At 68.0% G+C, this 20,741-nt stretch carries 17 protein-coding genes; 15 read left to right on the top strand and 2 right to left on the bottom strand.

The genetic code is table 11. The annotated features are described in order from the left end of the window. The first annotated feature begins 169 nt into the window (after positions 1 to 169). From ACT3UN_RS09940 to ACT3UN_RS09905, 8 genes are all read left to right on the top strand, one after another. Positions 170 to 3,706, top strand: a complete 3,537-nt coding sequence (locus ACT3UN_RS09940; protein WP_301441727.1) for a translation initiation factor IF-2 N-terminal domain-containing protein — start codon at positions 170 to 172, stop codon at positions 3,704 to 3,706. Positions 3,707 to 4,020: 314 nt separating this feature from the next. Next, positions 4,021 to 4,323 carry a 50S ribosomal protein L21 gene (gene rplU / locus ACT3UN_RS09935; RefSeq protein WP_301441726.1) on the top strand — a complete coding sequence of 101 codons (303 nt, stop codon included), beginning with the start codon at positions 4,021 to 4,023 and terminating at the stop codon, positions 4,321 to 4,323. Positions 4,324 to 4,382: 59 nt separating this feature from the next. Beyond that, complete coding sequence (rpmA, locus tag ACT3UN_RS09930) at positions 4,383 to 4,649, top strand: 50S ribosomal protein L27 (protein ID WP_038549531.1); 267 nt, start codon at positions 4,383 to 4,385, stop codon at positions 4,647 to 4,649. A 111-nt stretch (positions 4,650 to 4,760) separates the two neighbouring features. Continuing rightward, complete coding sequence (locus ACT3UN_RS09925; protein ID WP_301441725.1) at positions 4,761 to 5,726, top strand: ABC transporter substrate-binding protein; 966 nt, start codon at positions 4,761 to 4,763, stop codon at positions 5,724 to 5,726. A 96-nt stretch (positions 5,727 to 5,822) separates the two neighbouring features. After that, entirely contained in the window at positions 5,823 to 7,337 is a 1,515-nt protein-coding gene (gene obgE / locus ACT3UN_RS09920) for a GTPase ObgE (RefSeq protein ID WP_441579616.1), read from the top strand. A gap of 188 nt (positions 7,338 to 7,525) precedes the next feature. Then, a complete protein-coding gene (gene proB, locus ACT3UN_RS09915; RefSeq protein WP_441579617.1) occupies positions 7,526 to 8,833 on the top strand; it encodes a glutamate 5-kinase in 1,308 nt (435 codons plus the stop codon). A gap of 79 nt (positions 8,834 to 8,912) precedes the next feature. After that, the gene (locus ACT3UN_RS09910; protein WP_301441723.1) at positions 8,913 to 10,253 is read left to right on the top strand and encodes a glutamate-5-semialdehyde dehydrogenase; all 1,341 of its coding nucleotides are present in this window, start codon (positions 8,913 to 8,915) and stop codon (positions 10,251 to 10,253) included. Between the two features lie 484 nt (positions 10,254 to 10,737). Then, positions 10,738 to 11,541 carry a hypothetical protein gene (locus ACT3UN_RS09905; protein WP_301441722.1) on the top strand — a complete coding sequence of 268 codons (804 nt, stop codon included), beginning with the start codon at positions 10,738 to 10,740 and terminating at the stop codon, positions 11,539 to 11,541. Positions 11,542 to 11,556: 15 nt separating this feature from the next. Here the strand turns inward: ACT3UN_RS09905 and ACT3UN_RS09900 are convergent, their stop codons facing one another. Then, positions 11,557 to 12,495 carry a YwiC-like family protein gene (locus ACT3UN_RS09900; RefSeq protein WP_301441721.1) on the bottom strand — a complete coding sequence of 313 codons (939 nt, stop codon included), beginning with the start codon at positions 12,493 to 12,495 and terminating at the stop codon, positions 11,557 to 11,559. A 171-nt stretch (positions 12,496 to 12,666) separates the two neighbouring features. On the opposite strand from ACT3UN_RS09900, the gene nadD reads away from it, so the two are divergent. From nadD to ACT3UN_RS09865, 7 genes are all read left to right on the top strand, one after another. Further along, the gene (nadD, locus tag ACT3UN_RS09895; RefSeq protein WP_444657031.1) at positions 12,667 to 13,413 is read left to right on the top strand and encodes a nicotinate-nucleotide adenylyltransferase; all 747 of its coding nucleotides are present in this window, start codon (positions 12,667 to 12,669) and stop codon (positions 13,411 to 13,413) included. 109 nt (positions 13,414 to 13,522) lie between these two features. Then, positions 13,523 to 14,011, top strand: a complete 489-nt coding sequence (gene rsfS, locus ACT3UN_RS09890) for a ribosome silencing factor (RefSeq protein WP_301441720.1) — start codon at positions 13,523 to 13,525, stop codon at positions 14,009 to 14,011. Positions 14,012 to 14,017: 6 nt separating this feature from the next. Next, positions 14,018 to 14,764 (top strand): histidine phosphatase family protein, encoded by a 747-nt coding sequence (locus ACT3UN_RS09885; RefSeq protein WP_301441719.1) that lies wholly within the window; start codon positions 14,018 to 14,020, stop codon positions 14,762 to 14,764. Beyond that, positions 14,761 to 16,050: a DegV family protein gene (locus ACT3UN_RS09880; RefSeq protein WP_441582098.1), complete on the top strand. Its 1,290-nt coding sequence runs from the start codon at positions 14,761 to 14,763 to the stop codon at positions 16,048 to 16,050. The genes ACT3UN_RS09885 and ACT3UN_RS09880 overlap by 4 nt, the downstream gene beginning before the upstream one ends. A gap of 769 nt (positions 16,051 to 16,819) precedes the next feature. Then, the gene (locus tag ACT3UN_RS09875; RefSeq protein WP_444656967.1) at positions 16,820 to 17,194 is read left to right on the top strand and encodes a ComEA family DNA-binding protein; all 375 of its coding nucleotides are present in this window, start codon (positions 16,820 to 16,822) and stop codon (positions 17,192 to 17,194) included. Continuing rightward, positions 17,175 to 18,212, top strand: coding sequence for a hypothetical protein (locus ACT3UN_RS09870; protein WP_444656966.1), 1,038 nt, complete (start codon positions 17,175 to 17,177; stop codon positions 18,210 to 18,212). The genes ACT3UN_RS09875 and ACT3UN_RS09870 overlap by 20 nt, the downstream gene beginning before the upstream one ends. A 91-nt stretch (positions 18,213 to 18,303) precedes the next feature. Continuing rightward, the gene (locus ACT3UN_RS09865; RefSeq protein WP_444656965.1) at positions 18,304 to 19,731 is read left to right on the top strand and encodes a hypothetical protein; all 1,428 of its coding nucleotides are present in this window, start codon (positions 18,304 to 18,306) and stop codon (positions 19,729 to 19,731) included. A gap of 159 nt (positions 19,732 to 19,890) precedes the next feature. On the opposite strand, the gene ACT3UN_RS09860 is transcribed toward ACT3UN_RS09865, so the two are convergent. Further along, entirely contained in the window at positions 19,891 to 20,472 is a 582-nt protein-coding gene (locus tag ACT3UN_RS09860) for a recombinase family protein (protein ID WP_444656964.1), read from the bottom strand. Positions 20,473 to 20,741 lie beyond the last annotated feature (269 nt).

Here is a 20,741-nt window from a genome sequence, read left to right as displayed (position 1 = left end):
ATCGGACCGATCACACGCGCCCGCTCTTTTCCCGGGGACCAGTTCCCGGGCCGTCCACCGGGACGTCCTTGACGGGGACGCCGCGACCGCACCACCTCGACGAGAGCGTCGGGACGTGGTGGGCGGTCGCGAACGACGTTCCGTACGTGGCAGGTCAAGAGGAGAAAGCATGGCGAAGACAGGCCAGGAACTTGCCGCAGCTGCGGCAGACGTGAAGGTCGCCGACCTGGGGGAGAAGGTCCGTGTCCACGCACTGGCCAAGGCCCTGGGGATCCCGAGCGCGCAGATGATCACCGTGCTGGGGGAGCATGGTGTGGAGAACAAGCGGGCCGCGTCGACGGTGACCAGTGCCGAGGCGGAGCGGGTGCTCGGCGAGATCGGCAAGGCCGGGAAGGCTGAGAAGGCGGAGAAGGCTCCCGCGAAGAAGGCCCCCGCGAAGAAGACCCCGGCCAAGAAGGCTCCCGCGAAGAAGCGGGCGCCGCGGACGACGGCGACGAAGACGAAGCCTGCCGCTGAGGCCGCTGCCGCGGCAGAGCCCGCGGCAGAACCCGTAGTAGAGCCCGCAGTCGAATCGGCGCAGCCGCCGAAGGAGCAGGCGGCACCGACGCGTCGTCGGGCACGTTCCGGCAAGGTGACGCGCAAGGCCGCGGCCCCCGTCGCACCTGCTGAGCCCGTCGAGGCAGTTGAGCCCCTCGCGGCTGTCGAGCCCGAGGCGAAGCCGGCACAGCAGTCGACCGCGGCAGCGCCGGAGGCATCCGAGACGCCCGAGACGAAGAACACGGGGTCGGCGTCGCGCCGTCGCCGGCGTCGGCGCGTGAGCCGTCCGGCCGGACAGGACGCCGCCATGGACACCAGGGACACCACGGATGGCACGGACACGGCAGACACCGCCGCGACCGAGCAGAAGCAGGAGCAGGCGGCCGCCCCGAAGGCGCAGGCGCCGAAGAAGCGGGCTCCGAAGCAGGCCCCGAAGAAGCAGGCCGAAAAGAAGCAGCAGCCCCAGCCCGAGCCCCAGCCGGAGCAGGTGAAGGAACCGGTGCAGGAGGCCGCGGCGGAAGCACAGCCGGAGGCAGAGGCGCCGCGTCCGGTGGTGCGTCGTCGGATCGTCCGACGTGTCGGTTCGCGCAGCGCGGCGGCCGGTGCGGAGGCACTGCGTCGCGAACGCGAGGAAGAAAACAGCGTCAACAACAGCGGCAACAACGCCGGCAGCAACGCTCCGGCGTCCGACGAGCAGGGCGAGGGGTCGGCGTCCTCCCGTCGTCGTCGCGGCAGCCGTGGTCGCGGCCGGGGCCGCGCCGACCAGCAGGACCAGAACGAGCAGCCCAAGCAGGACCAGCCGAAGCAGCAGAAGCAACAGTCCGCGCAGGACACGCAGCAGGACTCGCAGCAGGAGAAGTCCCAGGAGAAGGCCCCCGAGCAGACCCCGGTCGTCGACGAGCCGGTGAAGCTCAAGGGTTCCACGCGGCTGGAGTCGAAGCGCCGGTGGCGTCAGGAGCAGGGCAACGAGAAGCACCGGGCGGTCACCCGCGCGGAGTTCCTCGCGCGCCGCGAGAACATCTTCCGCTCCATGGTCGTGCGCGACGCCCACCGTCACGACGGCAACGGCTGGACCACCCAGGTCGGCGTCGCGGAGGACGGCTTGCTCGTGGAGCACTTCGTCACCAGCGACGACCAGCAGTCCACCATCGGCAACATCTACCTGGGGCGCGTGCAGAACGTGCTGTCCAGCATGGAGGCCGCCTTCGTCGACATCGGAACGGGCCGCAACGCCGTGCTCTACGCCAGCGAGGTCGACTGGCGCTCCGGGCACGTCCGCGGCCGTTCGCGGCGCATCGAATCGGCGCTGAAGCAGGGAGACCAGGTGCTCGTGCAGGTCATCAAGGAGCCGCTCGGGCACAAGGGCGCCCGGCTGACCAACCGCGTCAGCTTCGCCGGACGCTACCTCGTGTACGTCCCCGGCGGACGCACGCAGGGCATCTCCCGCAAGCTGCCGGAGGCCGAGCGCAAGCGTCTCAAGTCGATCCTGCAGCGCGTGGTGCCCGAGGACGGCGGCACGATCATCCGCACCGCCGCCGAGGGTGTCAGCGAGGAGAAGATCGCCGAGGACGTCGACCGTCTGCACCGCCGCTGGGTGGACATCACCGAGCGTGAGGAGAAGGAGCGCGCCAAGAAGGGCGCCTCCCCGGTGACCATGTACGAGGAGCCGAACCTACTGGTCAAGGTGGTTCGCGACATGTTCAACGAGGACTTCAACGAACTCGTCGTCGACGGCAACCGGTCCTGGCAGCGGGTGCGCGACTACGTGCACCGCATGGCCCCGGACCTGGAGTCGCGCGTGGTGCGCTGGAACCCCGAGGAGCACGGCGGCGACGACGTCTTCGCCGCCTACGAGCTCGACGCGCAGCTGTCCAACGCGCTGAGCCAGAAGATCTGGCTGCCGTCGGGTGGCTACCTGATCATCGACAAGACCGAGGCGATGACGGTCATCGACGTCAACACGGGCAGCTTCGTCGGCTCCGGCGGCAACCTCGAGGAGACGGTCACCAAGAACAACCTGGAGGCCGCCGAGGAGATCGTGCGCCAGATGCGCCTGCGCGACATCGGCGGGATGATCGTGGTCGACTTCGTGGACATGGTGCTCGAGGAGAACCGTGACCTGCTGCTGCGCCGGCTGCACGAGTACCTCGCCGCCGACCGCACGAAGCACAAGGTCTCCGAGGTCACCAGCCTGGGCCTGGTGCAGATGACGCGTAAGCGCCTGGGCGTCGGCCTGGTGGAGACCTACTCCACGCAGTGCGAAACCTGCCACGGCCGCGGCATCATCCTGCACGACGACCCGGTGGAGCACGAGGAGGTCGACGACCGCCAGGAGCGCCGCGACCATGGTGGCCGCGAGGGGCTCAAGCAGGCCCGTCACGAGCAGGAGATCCGCAAGCGCTACGAGGACAGCGCCATCGAGGACGCCCCTGCGCCCGCGCAGGAGGACCAGCACGCCACCGCCGACGCCACCGCTGACGCCACCGCCGAGGTCGCCAAGACCGTGCACGGCACCCACGCGCAGGGCGGTCGCCGACGGCGCAAGGGGTCGGCCCCGGATTCGGGTCCCGAGTCCGTGCAGGACATCGTCGCCTACGCGCTGAGCCGCGCCGGCGAGGAGGACCCGGACGAGCCCAGCGGCTCGGACTACGTGTCTGACGAGGAGTTCAGCGAGTCCGCCGACGACGCCACGGAGCAGCTCCTGCGCGGCATCGTTCAGGACGAACCCGCGCAGGACGTTCCGGCGCAGGACGAGCCGACGCAGGACGCTCCGGCGCCGGTGGCAACGTCGCGTCGCAAGGACCGTCGCGGTCGCCGCGTGGTGCGCCGCGTGGCCCCGGCCGAGCCGGTTGTTGAGCCTGCCGAGCCTGCTGTCGAGCAGGTCGCCGAGGCTGCCGCAGAGACTGCCGGCGACTACGAGTCGGCGAAGGAGGCGTTCGAGCGCTCGCCGCGTCGTCGCCGACGCGTCCGCGGCAACTCCCGCTCCGACGTCGCCCCGCGGCCGCAGGACTACGGTGCCGAGGCGTCCGACGCCGGACGTCCCGCCGAGCCCGCTGAGGCAGTACAGGACGTCGCCGAGTCGTCCTCACCCGAGCCCGCGCGCTCAGCGGCCCCGCAGGTGCGTTCGGACCGCAGGGGCCGACGCCGGGTGGTGCGTAGCGCCCGGTGAATCACCGGCGTGTCGTTCCCCGTCCGGCCCGCACCCTGTGGAAGCGGTGGAGATTTTGTTTTCCCGGGGTAGGGCGGTAGCCTTGCATAGTCGCTGTTCGACCATTGGTCGATCGTGTCCGTCGGCACCCCGGTTACAACCGGGGAGCTACGGTTGCGCCGCACGTCCGGCGCAGAATCGATCGGGTCGGACGCAGTGAAATAAGCAATGAAGTCCAGTCAGATTGCCTTTTCAGGCCGTGTCCCGCCCCGTGCGGGGATGCTCGGTGGAGGGGCGGCCTGAGCCGAGTAGAGAAACAAAGGGGTAGCCCTTCCATGTACGCGATCGTCAAGACCGGCGGAAAGCAGTACAAGGTTGCCGAAGGTGACCTCGTCAAGGTCGAGAAGATCGAGGGAGAGCCCGGTTCGTCCGTGGCCCTCACCCCGGTTCTCCTCGTCGATGGCGCTGACGTCACTTCCGGTGACAACCTCGCCGACAAGACCGTTGCTGCCGAGATCGTCGACCAGACCAAGGGTAAGAAGATCAACGGCATGCACTACCGGAACAAGACCGGTTACAAGCGTCGTTACGGCCACCGTCAGCAGCTGACCGTCCTCAAGGTCACCGGCATCAAGTAAACCCAGCGACCGCTGCGTCCCGCGCGGCGGTACGAGCTTTTCCGAGGAGGGAAAAGACCATGGCACACAAGAAGGGTGCTTCCAGCTCCAGCAACGGTCGCGATTCCGAGTCCAAGCGTCTCGGTGTCAAGCGTTTCGGTGGTCAGCAGGTCAAGGCCGGCGAGATCCTGATCCGTCAGCGCGGTACCTCGTTCCACCCCGGTGAGAACGTCGGACGCGGCGGCGACGACACCCTGTTCGCCCTGAAGGGCGGCGCCGTGCAGTTCAGCACCCGCCGTAACCGTCGTCTGGTGAACATCGTCGAGAACGAGACCGTCGAGGCCTAAACCTCCGGTCACCGCCGTCCGCGGCGGTAGAGCCCCGGGACATCCCTGATGTCCCGGGGTTTTGTTCTGCGCATTGCGCCGTGACCAATGGTGAGGCTATCTTTAGTTCTGATGAACTCACCGAACCTCACAGCATCAGCGGCGGGGATCACCCGCCGTGCCTTCTTCGCCGGGGCCCTCGGGCTCGGCGCCACCGGTCTGCTCGCGGCCTGCGGCAGCGGGGGAGACGGCGGAAGCGGCGACACCCAACCCTCCGGCGCGGCCGGCGGTTCGGAGGATCAGGGGCTGCGCGTCGTCGCGCTGAACACCGGGCAGTTCGAGACCTGCCTCGCCCTCGGCGCCCCGCCCGTCGGCATCGCCCTGGCCAGCTCCGTCGGCACGGTCTCCGACGGCATCCCCGACTTCGTCAAGGACCGCTTCGGATCGCAGTTCGACCTGGACACCGTGGAGTCGGTGGGTGAGCGCCAGGCGCCGGACCTGGAGGCCGTCGCCGCACTGGACCCCGACCTGATCCTGTCCAACAAGCGCGCCGACCCCACCCTGCTCGACCAGCTCGGCCAGCTCGCCGAGGTGGTGCTGTCCAACGGCGGGTCGGAGGAGTGGAAGGCCGACCTCGGGGTGATCGGCGACGCGCTCGGTGTCCCGGACCAGGCCGAGGAACTCCTGGAGAGCTACGAGACCCGAGCCCGTGACTGGGCGGAGCGCCGGGGCAGCGACGGCACGGTGTCGCTGGTGCGCGGCAAGGGCGACGAGTACCTCATGATGGGCGCGCGGGCGCTGGCGAGCATCGTGGCCGTCGACTCCGGGCTGACCCGCCCGGAGAACCAGACCTTCGACGACGCCCCGGGCCACGACATCTCCCTGGAGAACGCCGCGGACCTCGACGCGGACTGGTTGTTCTACGGCTTCCCGCAGGGTGCGGCGGACGTGACCTCCAGCGACTCGTGGACCGCGCTGCCCGTGGTGCAGGAGGGGCGTGCCTTCGAGGTGGAGGTCGACCCGTGGTTCCTCAACGCCTCGGTCGTCGCCGCCGACCGGGTCCTGGACGACATGATGGAGCTGATCGGGGATGCCTGACCTGCGGTGCTGAGGCCCGTGTCCGGAGCGGGTGGTAGGATCGTCGGGATTCTCCAACCACCCCTTTTAACCGCCTGAACTGGAGGGCGTCCAATCATGTCACGCTTCGTGGACCGAGTCGTCCTGCATCTGCAGGCCGGCGACGGCGGAAACGGCTGCGCCTCGGTGCGCCGCGAGAAGTTCGTCCCCCTCGGCGGCCCGGACGGCGGCAACGGCGGGCACGGCGGGGACGTGGTCCTGGAGGTCGACCCGCAGGTCCACACCCTGCTCGACTTCCACTTCCACCCGCACATCAAGGCCGAGCGCGGTGCCGCCGGTTCCGGCGACCACCGACACGGCGCCCGCGGCAAGGACCTCGTGGTCCAGGTGCCCGCCGGCACCGTCGTGCTCGACGAGAAGGGCGAGGTCCTCGCCGACCTCACCACCAAGGGGCAGCGCTACGTCGCCGCCGCCGGTGGCCACGGTGGTCTGGGCAATGCCTCGCTGGTGTCCAAGGCACGTAAGGCGCCCGGTTTCGCCCTGCTGGGTGAGCCCGGTGAGATCGGCGAGATCACCCTGGAGCTCAAGTCCATGGCGGACGTGGGCCTCGTCGGCTTCCCGTCGGCCGGTAAGTCCTCGCTGGTCAGCGTGCTGAGTGCGGCCAAGCCGAAGATCGCCGACTACCCTTTCACCACGCTGCAGCCCAACCTGGGCGTGGTCAACGTGGGCCACGAGGTCTTCACCATCGCCGACGTGCCCGGTCTGATTCCCGGTGCGAGCCAGGGCAAGGGACTGGGCCTGGACTTCCTGCGCCATATCGAGCGCACCGCCGTGCTCGTGCACGTGGTGGACTGCGCGGCGCTGGAGTCCGACCGTAACCCGGTCGACGACATCCGTGCCCTGGAGACCGAGCTCAAGGACTACGAGTCTGAGCTGTCGGCGGACGCCGGCCTCGGCGACCTCAGCGACCGCCCCCGGGTGATCGTCCTGAACAAGATCGACGTGCCGGACGCCCGCGAGATGGCCGAGATGATGCGCCCCGAGCTCGAGGAGGCCTTCGGCTGGCCGGTCCTGGAGATCTCCACCGCCACCCACGAGGGCCTGGACCCGCTGCGCTACGCGCTGATGGGGATCGTCTCCGAGCACCGGCGCGCCCACCCCGTCGAGGAGGTCGCCCCGCAGGTCGTCACCCCGAAGAACCTGCGCGGCAAGGGCCGCGGCAAGTTCGCCGACTTCGAGGTCAGCAAGGACCCGGAGTTCGAGGACGCCTACATCGTCTCCGGTTCGAAGCTGGAGCGCTGGATCATCCAGACCGACTTCGAGAACGACGAGGCCGTGGGTTACCTCGCCGACCGCCTGGCCAAGGCCGGTGTCGAGGAGGCGCTGTACAAGGCCGGTGCCTCCGCCGGTGACGAGGTGACCATCGGTGCGATCACCTTCGAGTGGGAACCGCAGACCTCCGCCGGCGTGGACCTGCTGCCCTCCGGGCGCGGCACGGACCGCCGCCTGGACCGCACGGGGCGTTCCACCTCCGACGAGCGCAAGCGTGCCTCCCAGGCCCGCCGCGGCCTGATCGACGAGTACGACTTCGGCGACGGCGAGGAGCCGGACCGCGAGCGCTGGCAGGGCTGATCCCCAGACCGACTTCAGCCTGAGCCTCTTCGGGCCACGCCCAGCCACCCGGACACCCGATTCCGGGGGAGGGTGCGGGGCCCCGCGATGTGGGAGTTTCGTCGGACGTGTCCGAGTTCCCTCCCGTTGCGGGGCCCCTTCGCCCGTCTCGTGGCGAGGAACGGTGCCACTGGTCCATAATGAAAGACATGTCTGACACCACTGATGCCTCTGACATGTCCGCAGAGCCCACGGTATTTGAGTACCCTGCGCCCCTGGAGTTCGGGACGGATGCTGTGCATCAGCCCGGTCCCGTCATCCCGGCGACCTCCAAGGAATTCCCGGACGCCGAGGTCAGTGAGGATTCCCCGGCCTACGGCCACCACTCCGACGTCCGTGAGACGATCCGCACCGCCAAGCGTGTGGTCGTCAAGATCGGTTCGTCCAGCCTGACCGACGAGACCGGCCTGGTCAGCCCGGACCGGATCGACGTCATCGCCGACGCGCTGGAGGCGCGCATGGACCGCGACACCGACGTGATCGTCGTGTCGTCCGGCGCCGTCGCCTGCGGCATGGGCCCGCTGGGCCTGGCGCAGAAGCCCACCGACCTGGCGACGAAGCAGGCCGCCGCGGCGTCCGGCCAGGTTCTTCTCGCCCAGGAGTGGGCCCGCAGCTTCGCGCGGTACGGACGCTCCGTCGGTCAGGTGCTGCTCACCGCCTCCGACGCGGCGCGGCGTGACCGCGCGCGCAACGCGCAGCGCACCATCGACCGGCTGCGCCAGCTGCGCGCCGTGCCGATCGTCAACGAGAACGACACGGTGGCGACCTCGGAGATGCGCTTCGGCGACAACGACCGTCTGGCGTCCCTGGTGTCCCACCTGACCTACGCCGATGCGCTGGTGCTGCTCTCCGACGTCGCGGGCCTCTATGACCGCAACCCCGCCGAGCCGGACGCCCGCTTCATCGCCGAGGTGCGTACCAGCAAGGACCTGCGCGGCGTCGTCGCCGGCGACGGGGGACGGCTCGGCACCGGCGGTATGGCGGCGAAGGTGTCCGCCGCCCGGCTGGCGTCGCGCGCGGGCATCCCGGTGCTGCTGACGTCCACCGAGAACATCGGCGCGGCGCTGGACGAGGCCATGGTCGGCACGTGTTTCTGGCCGCGGGAGGACCGCCTGTCCGCCTGGAAGTTCTGGGTGCTCTACGCCGCCGACTCCGCCGGCACGCTGCACCTGGACGCCGGTGCGGCCGCGGCGATGGAACGCCACAGCTCCCTGCTCGCCGTGGGCGTCGCGCGGGTGGACGGTGCCTTCACCTCCGGCGAGGTGCTGGACATCGTGGGCCCGGACGGCGACCTCATCGGCCGCGGCGAGGTCAACTACGACTCCGCGACGCTGGAGGGCATGGTCGGCAAGTCGACCGCGGACCTGCCGGAGTTCGCGCAGCGTCCGGTGATCCACGCCGACTACATGGCGACGTACTCGAACCGTCAGTCGCGGGTCTACGGCGCGACGAGCTGACCCACCGCCTGAGCCGGTCACCCAGATTGTTGAACAATCTGGGTGATTTTTGTGTGCCGGTCACGTAACCTTGGGTGTCATGACCGACGCGAACACCGCCCAGAACCCGTCCACCGCCACCGCCACCTCCGGCGACACCGCCGGGCTGACTCCCGTGCGCGCCGCCGAGCGCGAGGAGGTTCTCGCCAAGGCGCAGAAGGCCCGCGAGGTCTCCCAGCGTCCCGCGCTGACCACCACGCAGAAGAACGACCTGCTCCTCGCCGCCGCCGACCGCCTCGTCGCCGAGACCGACTCCGTGCTCGAGGCCAACGGCCGCGACATCGACGCCGGACGGGAGCGCGGCATGTCCGAGTCCCTCATCGACCGCCTCAGCCTGGACGCCGCCCGCGTGGAGGGCATCGCCGGCGGCCTGCGCCAGGTCGCCGACCTCGCCGACCCGGTGGGGGACGTGGTGCGCGGTTCGCGTCGTCCCAACGGCCTGGAGATGCGCCAGGTCCGCGTGCCGCTCGGCGTGATGGGCATGGTCTACGAGGCCCGCCCCAACGTCACCGTCGACGCCTTCGGCCTGGCCGTGAAGTCCGGCAACGTGCCGCTGCTGCGTGGCTCCAAGTCCGCACAGAACTCCAACGCCCGCCTCGTGGAGATCCTCCAGGACGTGTGCGAGGAGCACGGCCTGCCGCGCGAGACCGTGCAGCTGCTTCCCTGCGAGACCCACGACTCCGTCCAGGACCTGATCACCGCCCGTGGCCTGGTCGACATCGTGATCCCGCGTGGCGGCGCGGGCCTGATCAACGCCGTGGTCACCGGTGCGACCGTGCCCGCCATCGAGACCGGCACCGGCAACTGCCACTTCTACGTGGACGGCTCCGCCGACGTCGACGAGGCCATCGAGCTGGTTATCAACGGTAAGACGCGCCGCTGCTCGGTGTGCAACGCCACCGAGGTCGTGCTGCTCGACGCCGCCCTGCCCGACGAGGACAAGAAGCGCGTTCTGACCTCCCTGCAGGACGCCGGGGTCACCGTGCACGGCGAGGTCTCCGAGCTCTCCGCCCTGGGCGTGGGCGACGTGGTCCAGGCCGAGGAGAAGGACTGGACCGACGAGTACGGCTCCTTCGACATCGCCGCGGCGATCGTGGACGGGGTCGAGGCCGCGGTCGCCCACATCACCCGCTACTCCACGGGCCACACCGAGGCGATCAGCGCTACGGACTACAAGGCCACGAAGTACTTCGAGCAGAACGTGGACGCCGCCGCGGTGATGATCAACACCTCCACCGCCTGGACCGACGGTGAGATGTACGGCTTCGGCGCCGAGATCGGCATCTCCACCCAGAAGCTCCACGCCCGCGGGCCGATGGGCCTGCCGGAGCTGACGAGCACGAAGTGGATCGTCAACGGCGAGGGCCAGGTCCGGCCCTAGCTAGCTGTACTTCCCGCGGGCGGCGCCCCCTCCATGCGGAATAGTCGCCCGCCCAGGTAGGGAATCGGGGTCAAATGCTGCCTGGAGGGGTGATCGCTCTGAAGCGGGGGCCGGGCCGAGTGGGGGAGAGCGGCACGGCCCGTGGGGAGCGGCGAGTTCGCAACCCCGGAGGTTGGTGTGACTGACCTCCGGGGTTGCTGTCTGCGCGGGGAGGGGAACGCCCGAGTCGCCGCCCGCGGTGCAGTGCTCCCGCGCGCGCCGGCCGTCTCCGCCGACAGCCCCCGCCGCCTCGGTCCCGGGTGCGGAATAGTCGCCCGCCCAGGTAGGGAATCGGGGTGAAATGCTGCCTGGAGGGGTGATCGCTCTGCAGCGGGGGCAGGGGAGAGTGGTGAAGAGGGTCGCGGCTCGTGGACAACGGCGACGGGACAACCCCGCGAGGTTGGTGTGACGGGCCTGAGGGGCGGCTCTCTGTAGGATGCCTTGCATGACGAAACATTCTCGGGAGACTCTCACCGTGATGGTACTGACCGCCACCCTGGTCGCCGCCATCGTCACTCCGGCGACGGCCCAGGCAACACCCCAGTGCCCGTCGGTGGTCACCCTCGCCGCCCGCGGCAGTGAGGAGGAGGAGACGTACGCGCCCGAGGCGTCCAACGGGTTCTCCAACGGGTACGAGGGCGAGACGCTCCACCGCTTCCTCACCTACGCCAGCGCCACCCACCCGGGCCTCTTCGCTGCAGGTGAGAGCACCGTGCTGGCGGTCGACGCCGAGCGTTACCCTGCACGGTTCCCCGTCGGGGAGGCCGGCGAGGACCCCGGCCCGGCGACGATCGTCTCGGGTGTGGGCCTGTTCGTCGACTCCATGGCCCGCGGGCTGCCCGGCGGCATCGAGATGGTCGAGGAGTACGAGCGCGAGTCAGGCTGCCGGCCGGAGTACGTGGGCCTGGGATATTCGCAGGGTGTCGCGGCGCTCGCCCCGGTGCAGCACGTGCTCGCCGCGCAGGGTCGGCTACGTGGCGCGGTGTACCTGGGCAATCCGTTCCACCGCGCCCCGGAGCTCATCGGCGGCGGGGCGATGGCGGATGTCCCGGTGCACAGTTTCTGTCTGCCGGACGACTTCGCGTGCGACACGGGCCCGCGCGCGGTCGTCGCCGCGTTGCAGGACGACGAGGGCGCCGGTGCGCACGACACCTACTTCCGCGACGCCGTAGTGGACCCGGATGCGGCAGGCCCCGGTGAGCGTGAGGCGGCGGACGTCCTCGCCGGCCTCGTCACGGCCACCCGATGAACAGCCCGGTAGAAGTCAGTGGATGAAGAGCACCAGCGGGCCGGAGTACAGCAGTGCGGCCATGATGCAGGCCACGGTGACGCCCAGGTGCAGTGGCATCTCGCGCATGCCGACCTTCTTCGGCGGCCAGGGCGTCCCCGCTGCGGCGGACGCTGGCACCGCCCGTGAGCGCCACAGCGCTGCGGCGAAGACGACCACCGCGAGCAGCCAGGCGGCCCAGTGCACGTGGTTGACGAACAGCGTCGCCGCCACGGCGAGCAGGGCGGCGAGGTGGTAGATCTGTGATCCGAGCAGCCAGGCACGGTCGCCCTTCTTGCGGATCATGGTCTTGACGTAGGGCACGGTGCCCACGGTGTACAGCAGCAGCCACAGGAAACTCACCCACACCGCCGCCGGCAGCGCGTCGACGACGTCCGGCGTGAACAGGTTGGACGTCCACGTCACCCCGCCACCGACGGGGGAGGACGCCCCGAGGGCGACCGTCGCGCCGACGGGCACGATGAACGCCGAGGCGGCCGTGGTCGCCACGCCGGACGCCAACGACCGGGGCGTCCCCCGCCATGTCTCGTACACGGCGATCGCGACGAGCGGGCCGAAGACGAACACCCACCACAGCAGGTGCGGCTGCAGCAGCAGTGCGGCGAGGCCGGCGAGAGCGGCGAGGGTCCCGTAGACCAGCGCGGGCGTGCGCGCGCGGCGGCGCATCGTGGGGTTGCGCGAGCGCATGAACAGTCCGATGGCGAAGAACGCCAGGTAGCCGACGGTCCAGGCCACCGTCACCGCCAGGAAGGTCAGGGCCATGCCGGCGGTGCCGTGCAGCCCGTCGCCGAGGTTGGCCGGGGTGAGCGTGTCCCAGATCTTCAGGCACCAGAACAGTGCGATGACCGGTGGGACCACCACCATCGGCCATGCGCCGTGCTGGTTGGGGATCCACGGGTTCAGTCTCGTCGCCATGGGGAAATGATATCGCGGTGAGATACGTTCGTCGTGCTTTCTTTCGTACCTGGGTTACCCGTAGCATGGGCGGACGTGAGCCAGAACCGCCGACCGGAACAGCGTCCGGAACATAGTCCGGAACACCGTCCCGACCGTTTCCCGGACAAGCCGCCGGAGCGTATCGGGGTGATGGGTGGCACGTTCGACCCGATCCACAACGGGCACCTCGTCGCCGGCAGCGAGGTCGCCGACCGGTTCGGGTTGGACGTGGTGATCTACGTGCCCACCGGACACCCGTGGCAGAAGCGCGACAAGGTCGTCACCGCCGCGGAGGACCGGTACCTGATGACCGTCATCGCCACGGCGGCGAACCCGCAGTTCCTGGTGTCGCGCGTGGACATCGACCGGCCCGGGGCGACGTACACCGTGGACACGCTCAAGGACATCCAGCGCCGCTACCCGGACGCCGAGCTGTACTTCATCACCGGGGCGGACGCGCTGGAACGCATCGTGACCTGGCGTCACTGGGAGGACGTGTTCAACCTCGCGCACTGCGTGGGCGTGACACGTCCCGGCTACGACCTGGCGGACGCCGGGGAGGCGCTGCGCAGCCAGGTCGACTCCGACCGGTTGAGCCTGGTGAACATCCCGGCGATGGCCATCTCCTCGACGGACATCCGCGAGCGCGCGCAGGACGGACGCTCGGTCTGGTACCTCGTGCCCGACGGGGTGGTGCAGTACATCGGCAAGACCGCGCTGTACCGGCGCGGCAACAAGGACAGCCACGGCGGGCTGCCGTGGGCGGTGTCGGACCCGGAGGACCCGGAGGACCTGGGGGAACTGGGGGACCCGGCAGATCCCGACGCGGACGTGGAGCCGGACGTGGACTGGAACCCCGAGGAGGACGGCGACCGCTTCCCCGACGGCTGGTTCTGAGCCCCTGCGGCAGGTCGCCGGGTGCCTGATGCTGCGATCCGACGTCCGGCTTGTAGAATCACTGGCGGAAAACATCTGACCTCTACCCCCATGAAGGATCCGGCACCACGTGACCGCTAGCTCCGACGCCATCAACCATGCGGGCATCGCCGCCCGCGCCGCCGCCGAGCGCCTCGCCGAGGACGTCGTCGTACTCGACGTGACCTCCCGAATGCCGCTGGCGGACTGCTTCGTGCTGGCCACCGGCGACAACGAGCGCATGGTCAACTCCATCGTCGACGAGGTGGAGGAGAAGCTCGCCGAGGTCGGCGTGAAGGCCCGCCTGCGCGAGGGCCACCGCGACAACCGGTGGGTCCTGCTGGACTACAGCACCATCGTGGTGCACGTCCAGCGCCGCGAGGAGCGCGAGTACTACGCCCTCGACCGCCTGTACCGCGACTGCCCGACCGTGGAGGTCGAGGGTGTGGAGCAGGCCGACCGTGGCTTCTGGGCCAGCGACGTCAGCGCCGAGGAGATCGACGCCGACGACCCCTTCGCCGCGCAGAGCGTCGCCGACCTGCCGCTGGCGGGCCCGGCACCCGACGAGGACGAGCTCTAGGAACCGGTGACCGTGTCCCCGGGGGTGTCCTCCCAGGTCCAGGGGACACGTCTGCCCGAACGCAGGCTGATCCTGATCCGCCACGGGCAGACCGAGTTCAACCTGGCCGGACGTATGCAGGGTCAGTTGGACACGCCGCTGACCACCGCAGGACGCGCCGAGGCCGAGGCCGCCGCGGCGGAGCTGGGCACCTGGCCGATCGGCACGGTGGTCAGCTCGGACCTGCAGCGTGCCCGCGACACCGCCGCCCTGCTCGCCGAGGCCCTCGGCATGGGCTACACCACCGACGCGCGGCTGCGCGAGACCGACCTCGGTGACTGGTCCGGCAAGGCCCACGAGGACGTGGACGCGGTGTTCCCCGGCCAGCGTTCCCACTGGCGGCTGAACCCCACGTGGGCACCGCCGAACGGGGAGACCCGCCTGGAGGTCTCCGACCGTGCCTCCGAACTCGTCGACGAACTCATGGCCGACGACGCGTGGGACGCCGGGACGGTGATGCTCGTCGCGCACGGCGGTACCATCGCCGCGTTGACCTCCCGCCTGCTCGGCATCCCCACGGAGCACTACCCGATGTTCGGTGGCCTGGGGAACGCACGCTGGTCGCAGCTGGTCGCGCGTCCCACCGTGGATCTTGGCGACCCGGCCCTGTGGCGCGAGCCCCGCTGGTTCCTGGAGGGGTGGAACGTGGGCGTTGCGGCGCCGAGGCCGGTGGCCGTGGTGAACGCGGACGAAGGTGAGGTGACCGGGCGATGAGCGTACTGGTGGTCACCGACTCGTCGGCGTGCCTGCCTCCGGCGTTGGCCACGGAGTACGGCATCACCGTCCTGGACTTCCACGCCGAGGGCGAGGGGGAGGACGAGACGACGGCCGGACTCGGGGCACTGGAGCTCACGGCCTGTTACGCCCGGCTGCTGGAACGCGGTGGGGACGACGGGGTCGTCGCCCTGCACATCTCCAAGGAACTGTCCGGCACCTGGTCGTCTGCGTCGCAGGCCGCCGCCGTGCTCGACGGGCGGGTTGAGGTCATCGACACCATGTCCGGTGGCATGGTCATCGGGCAGGCGGCGATCGCCGCGGCACGCTGCGCCGACGACGGTGGTTCGCTGGACGAGTGCCGCGGGGTCGCACAGCACGCCATCGACACCGGCCAGTTGTGGCTGTTCGTGAACCGGCTGGACACCCTGGCCCGCGGTGGACGTCTCACCGCAGGTCAGCGACTGTTGTCCACGGCGTTGGCGATCAAGCCGATCATGCACCTGGCCGGTGGACGCCTGGAGCTCGCGGCGAAGACCCGTACCCGCTCGAAGGCGATGGAGCGCATGGTGACCCTCGCCGCCAACGCCTACCGTGGCGTGGCCGAGGGGTTGCTGCCGGCGGAGGAGCTGGAGGATTCGGAGTCGGACGGCCCGGAAGGCTCGGAGGGCTCGGAGGGCTCGGAGGGAGCGGCGTCCCGGGATCCTGCCGCGACGGTCGCTGCATCGGAGGCCGACGAGGTCACCGCCACGGTGGACACGGACGGTGCCGACAGCGCGGATGATGTTGACGGTGTTGATGCTGCTGGCGATTCCGATGATTCCGATGAAGCCGTGTCTCCGTCCGACGATGACTCCGCCGGGAATGACGAGGTCGTGGAGGACGCCGGCACCGGGGAATCCACGGAGAAGCCCGAATCCGACGATGCCTCGGAGCGTCCCCGAATCTTCAGCTTCGGTGGCCGAGACAAGGCGGACAAGGAGAAGGCCGACAAGCCTGACAAGGCCGAGAAGACAGACAAGGCAGAGAAGCCGGAGAAGGCTGAGTCCGAGCGTTCGCGGTCCCGGCGTCGTGGCGAGGACCTCGTTCCGCTGGTCGACCTGCCCCGCGTGCCGATGCACCTGGCCGTGCACCACCGTGAGGCGGAGGAGGCTGCCGAGCAGTTGCGCGCGAACCTGCGTGAGAAGCTGCCGGACTGCGTGGTGATCTCGGTGGTGGACATCTCCCACGCGATGGCGGTGCACACCGGCCCCGGGGCACTCGGGGTCTCCCTGGTCCAGGACTAGCTCAGGACTAGCTCAGGACTTGTCCCGCACTGCCCCTCGTCCGTACGTGAAATAGTCGCCCTCCCAGGTAGGAAAACAGCCAGAATCGCTGCCTGGGAGGGTGATCGCTCTGCAGGGGGGGGGCGGACCGGCGGGCAGCGCGGGGATTTCATCCACAGCCCCCGGGTTGTCCACAGCGTCCTGGGGCGATGGGAGGAACCGGGGCAGCTGGTGTCCGGGCATGCACTTACATGGTGACCCATGGGCGGAGACGCAGAGCACAGGACACCGGCATCACGCCGGCGAGGCGGCACACGGCAGGCGGTGGCTGACAGGGTGGAGGCCCTGACCCAGCCGGTGCCGGGCCATGAGCTGGCGGATGTCCGGTTCGAGCGTCGGACCGTGATCGGTCCTAGGTCCGCCCGGATCATGATGGCGACGGTCGCGGCTCTGGTGGTCGTGGTGGGAGGGGTGATGCTGGTCAACGACAGGGACGGTGGCGGCGCCGGCGACGATGCCCGGGGGGACGTCGTGGCAGGACTGTCACCAGGGGAGGACAAGGAGGCGGGAGTGCCAGGGGTGTCGGGGGTCGCCGGGGTAGAGCCGGCGGGGGACACCGGGGGAACTGGCGCGGACGGGGACGGTGACAGGGACGACGCCGCAGGTGTGGGGCCTGTGGTGGTGTCGGTGCAGGGGTTGGTGCACCGGCCGGGTCTGGTCACCGTCGACGCCGGGACCAGGGCAGGTGAGGTGATCGACCGCTCGGGAGGGGTCCGGGGGGGACGGTCGTGTGGAGGGGATCAACCTCGCCGAACCCGTGGTCGACGGCATGCAGATCGTGGTGGACCCGGAGGGCTCGCGGGTGCTGTACCCGGGGGAGCGCGGCGAACCCGCGCAGCAGCAGTCACCGCAACAGGCACAGCAAGAACAGAACCGACAGCAAGAGGGCCAACCAGGCGGCACGGACAGCGCCGGCCTGGTGAACATCAACACCGCGGACGCGACCGGGCTGGCCACGTTGTCCGGGGTGGGCCCGGCGACGGCGGAGGCGATCGTCGCCTGGAGGGAGGCGAACGGGTCCTTCGGTGCGGTGGAGCAGTTGATGGAGGTCAAGGGCATCGGGCCGGCGAAGTTCGAGGCGTTGCGTGACGGCGTCACGGTCTGACTGGTCGGTCAACCCCGACCTCACTCCGCACCCGGGGTCGGGCACGCCGTGGTCGGCCAGGGACCGTGATCCGGTCAGCCCGGACGTGGTGCGTGCACGTCGGGGCCCGGATCTGCGTCTGGTGCCGTTCACGGTGGCGGTGTGGTTGGCGGTGACGCTGACGATCGTGGTGCGCACCCCGTGGATCGCCGCAGGTCTGCTCGTCGCCGCCGGTGTGGCGGGGGCGGGTGTGGTGTGTCTGGGGCCGTTTCGCCCCGGGGCGTCGGTGGCGGAGGACCGGCCACGGGTGGTCGTGCGCACGTGTGCGTTGGTGGCGGCGGTGGCCGCGGCGTGGTCGGGCCGGGCGTCCTGGCTGGTGGCGCGGGTGGACCGCCATGAGTTGCGTGGCACTTCGACGCGCCTGGCGCAGGACGTGGAGCTGGCGACGGCGCCGAAGCGGCTGCCGGGCGGCAGCGTCCTGCTGAATGTGCGCGTGGAGGAGCTGGGCACGGTGCCGGTGTTCCTCGACGCCCGCGACGTGGAGCCGGCGGTGTTGTCGTGGCAGCCGGGGACGACGCTGGCGCTGCAGGCGGTGGCGTCGGGGACGCAGGACGCGGCGATGGTGCCGCTGCGGCTGTCGGCGTCCGGCGTCCCGCAGGTCGTCGCCGCGCCGGACGGTCTGGCCGGGGTGACCGCGCACCTGCGCGCCGGGTTGGCGCAGGCGGCGCAGGGGCTGCCGGGTGGCACCGGTGACCTGGTGCCGGGCATGGTCGTCGGCGACGTGAGCATGCAGGATCCGGTGGTGCGCGAGCAGTTCCTGGCCACCGGGCTCACCCATCTCACGGCCGTGAGCGGGGCGAACCATGTTTCAACAGGTGACTCACGCCGACTCTTGATGGCCAACCATCCTGTACCGCACGGTAAGTCTTCGGCGGTACGGTTCGAGCGGGCTATGATGACGACATGGAACACGCATCATGGCACTTTTTTATCCCGCTTGAAACTGCACTGCCCGTACCCGACGGCTATTGTTCCATAAAGCATTCAACCGGCCTAGTCAGCGTTAGTGGGGGGACCCAGTATGAGCCACGCCCAGACGCTGTTTTTTCAAATTCAGCCATGAAAACGTATTGACCTCGCCTTTTCCGGGGATTGAGGCTGTCGGGAAAGCGGTAAACAAAAGAAAAGTCCGGTCGGCCAACGAAATAGAAGAGGAAACTCCCTTTCCTGACCAATTGGTAGTCTCGGTAGTGGAGATTGCAATTAGCAAGAAATACGTCAGTATGACAGAACGTCCAGACAGTCAAGACGACAACATTAGTGGTGCCTTTGACCATGCGTTGGAAAGCCTCAATATTTGGCTCCAAGCGCTCTCGATGGTGGCAGGGAAACCGATCCCCTCGGTTCGCAGGGAGGCGTTGCCGCCTGTATCCCTAGTTTGTTCAGGTCTCTTCGAGCCTTGGGAACTGAATGGTGATTCCCTCCCCAGAGTTTCGCCAGAGAGTGTCTTCATGTTGAACCACAATATTCCAGATATTGGTTCGGCTCCTGAACCTGCTGAGCGGCTAGACGGTTGGATGGATGCGGCACTCGCCTCGGTGGCTATACCTGGCCCTTTCAGCGTAGCAAACGGACTAAAGGTTGAAGCTGAATATTTCAAAATATCTCAAGGGAACTACCAAGTATCAGTAATTCTTTATGCTGCGTCCTGCGAGTCATTCTTGAACGAGTTGCTGTTACACCTGCTTTGGGAGGATAATAATCGGCCAGAGGATACGTTACGGTATTTCGTGGACACCGGTCGTAAGGGTAAAAAGCAAAAATGGAGAAACCGTGGTATAACCGACGTGGTTATAAATCGTCTTCTACCCCTCCTGACGAGCTATTCCAAAGGGCAAGATCTTCCTGGTCCGGTTGTGGCATGGAGCGAAAAAATTGCGAAGCTACGAAATAGTATTGTGCATGGCGCTCACTATCCGTCGGTAGAAGAGATGTCAGCATGTGTTGATGCCTATAGTGGCCTAATGGACTACATCTGCGAGTGTGTTTTTGTAGTGCGAGATAGGTTCAAATTTACTGCGCTGAGTATTCTTGGAGAAAAGGGACTTGTAGACGGTGGCGTGTGGGATGAGTTCTCTCATCTCGAAAAAAGCCTCGAAGATGTCTATGTTAGATATCATGCTTTTCGGACGTGGTCTGACCATGCTACGAATATACACCGAGGCTTGGTCAAAATTGGGGAACCCGCGGATGCTGAGTCTGGAAAACTATTGTTAGTTGAAGTCGAAGGCTATGAAGAAAGAGTGTATGCAGTTCACTCGGACGGAGTCTTTGCTACGGAGGTCCCCCTTGATTTGTACGTGGAATCGGCTGTGTATAAGCTGCTAAAAGCATTCACGGAAGATGAAATAAAAATGGATCAAACAGTAAAGTCAAGTTTTGAACTTGGCGGATATGAACTTCCTTCCGGGGCAAAATGGAACCTCTATGCCCATGATGTCATACCCGGGCCTCCAATGATGATTGATGAAGTTTATAAATCTGACAATGATCGCTGATTTCTCCAGCCTCCGCTCGCCAATCCAGTCCGCGCCCCACTGATCTGTGGCATACTCACCTCAGCCGTCGTCCCTCCCCCCAGGGACGGCTAGGTCCCGCCGTCGAGCGCCGCTGCACATCCCCCCAACAGTGTGGCTGGACGCTCCGGCGGGGCCGACCTACGTCACCGCATAGGGACCGGTCCCCGCCAGTGCCGTGTACAGCGTCTGCCTGCTCACACCGAGGTCCCGTGCGACCTGTGCCTTCGGTACCCCGGCCGCGATGCGCTCCCGGCCCTCGCTGATCTGGTCCGGTGTCATCTTGACCCCCTTCGCGTACACGCCCTTTCGCTTGGCGATGGCGATGCCCTCAGCCTGACGTTCCCGGATGGTGGCCCGTTCGAGTTCGGCCACGGCACCGAGGATGGTCAGCATGAACCGTCCCTGCGGGCTGCTCGTGTTCAGTGCCGGGTTGTCGACGAACTCCACAGCGACGCCCCAGGCCACCATCCGTTCGATGAAGGCCAGCAGGTCTGTCGTCGACCGGGCCAATCTGTCCGGCGACTTCACCCGGATGGTGTCGCCGTATCGCACGTAATCCAGCATCGCCTGCAACTGCGAGCGGTTGGTGTCCTTGCCCGAGCCCTTCTCTGCAAAGAGCCTGTCGACCTGACCCAGAGCCTCGATCTGCCGATCGAGGCTCTGGTCCTCGGTCGAGACCCTCGCATACCCGACGACCGCACCCGTACCCTGTCCATCCATCCCTAGACCTCCCTACACAGCTGTCCACCATGTCGATAATTGTGTGACTTTGTCCGTTATATGGCGTGCAATTTTTAGCACTCGGTGTCTTACTTTCCCGCCGGCACTTGCGCTGTCTGCGACCTACGGGCGCGAGCATCTTGGAGGCTTTCGACTCAGGAGTTGCTCTGGCCGCTACTCTGCAGAGCATGACGTCTTCATCCCCACCAGTTCGTTCCTCGGCCCCGGACTCCACATTCCGGTTGGCAGCCTATGCTGTGTGCGTACGT

Origin of the sequence: Corynebacterium sp. AOP12-C2-36 (assembly GCF_052379185.1) — a bacterium.
Classification (GTDB): Bacteria; Actinomycetota; Actinomycetes; order Mycobacteriales; family Mycobacteriaceae; genus Corynebacterium.
The sequence above is the reverse complement of the archived record's forward strand: the minus strand, read 5'-3'. Positions and strand labels throughout refer to the sequence as shown.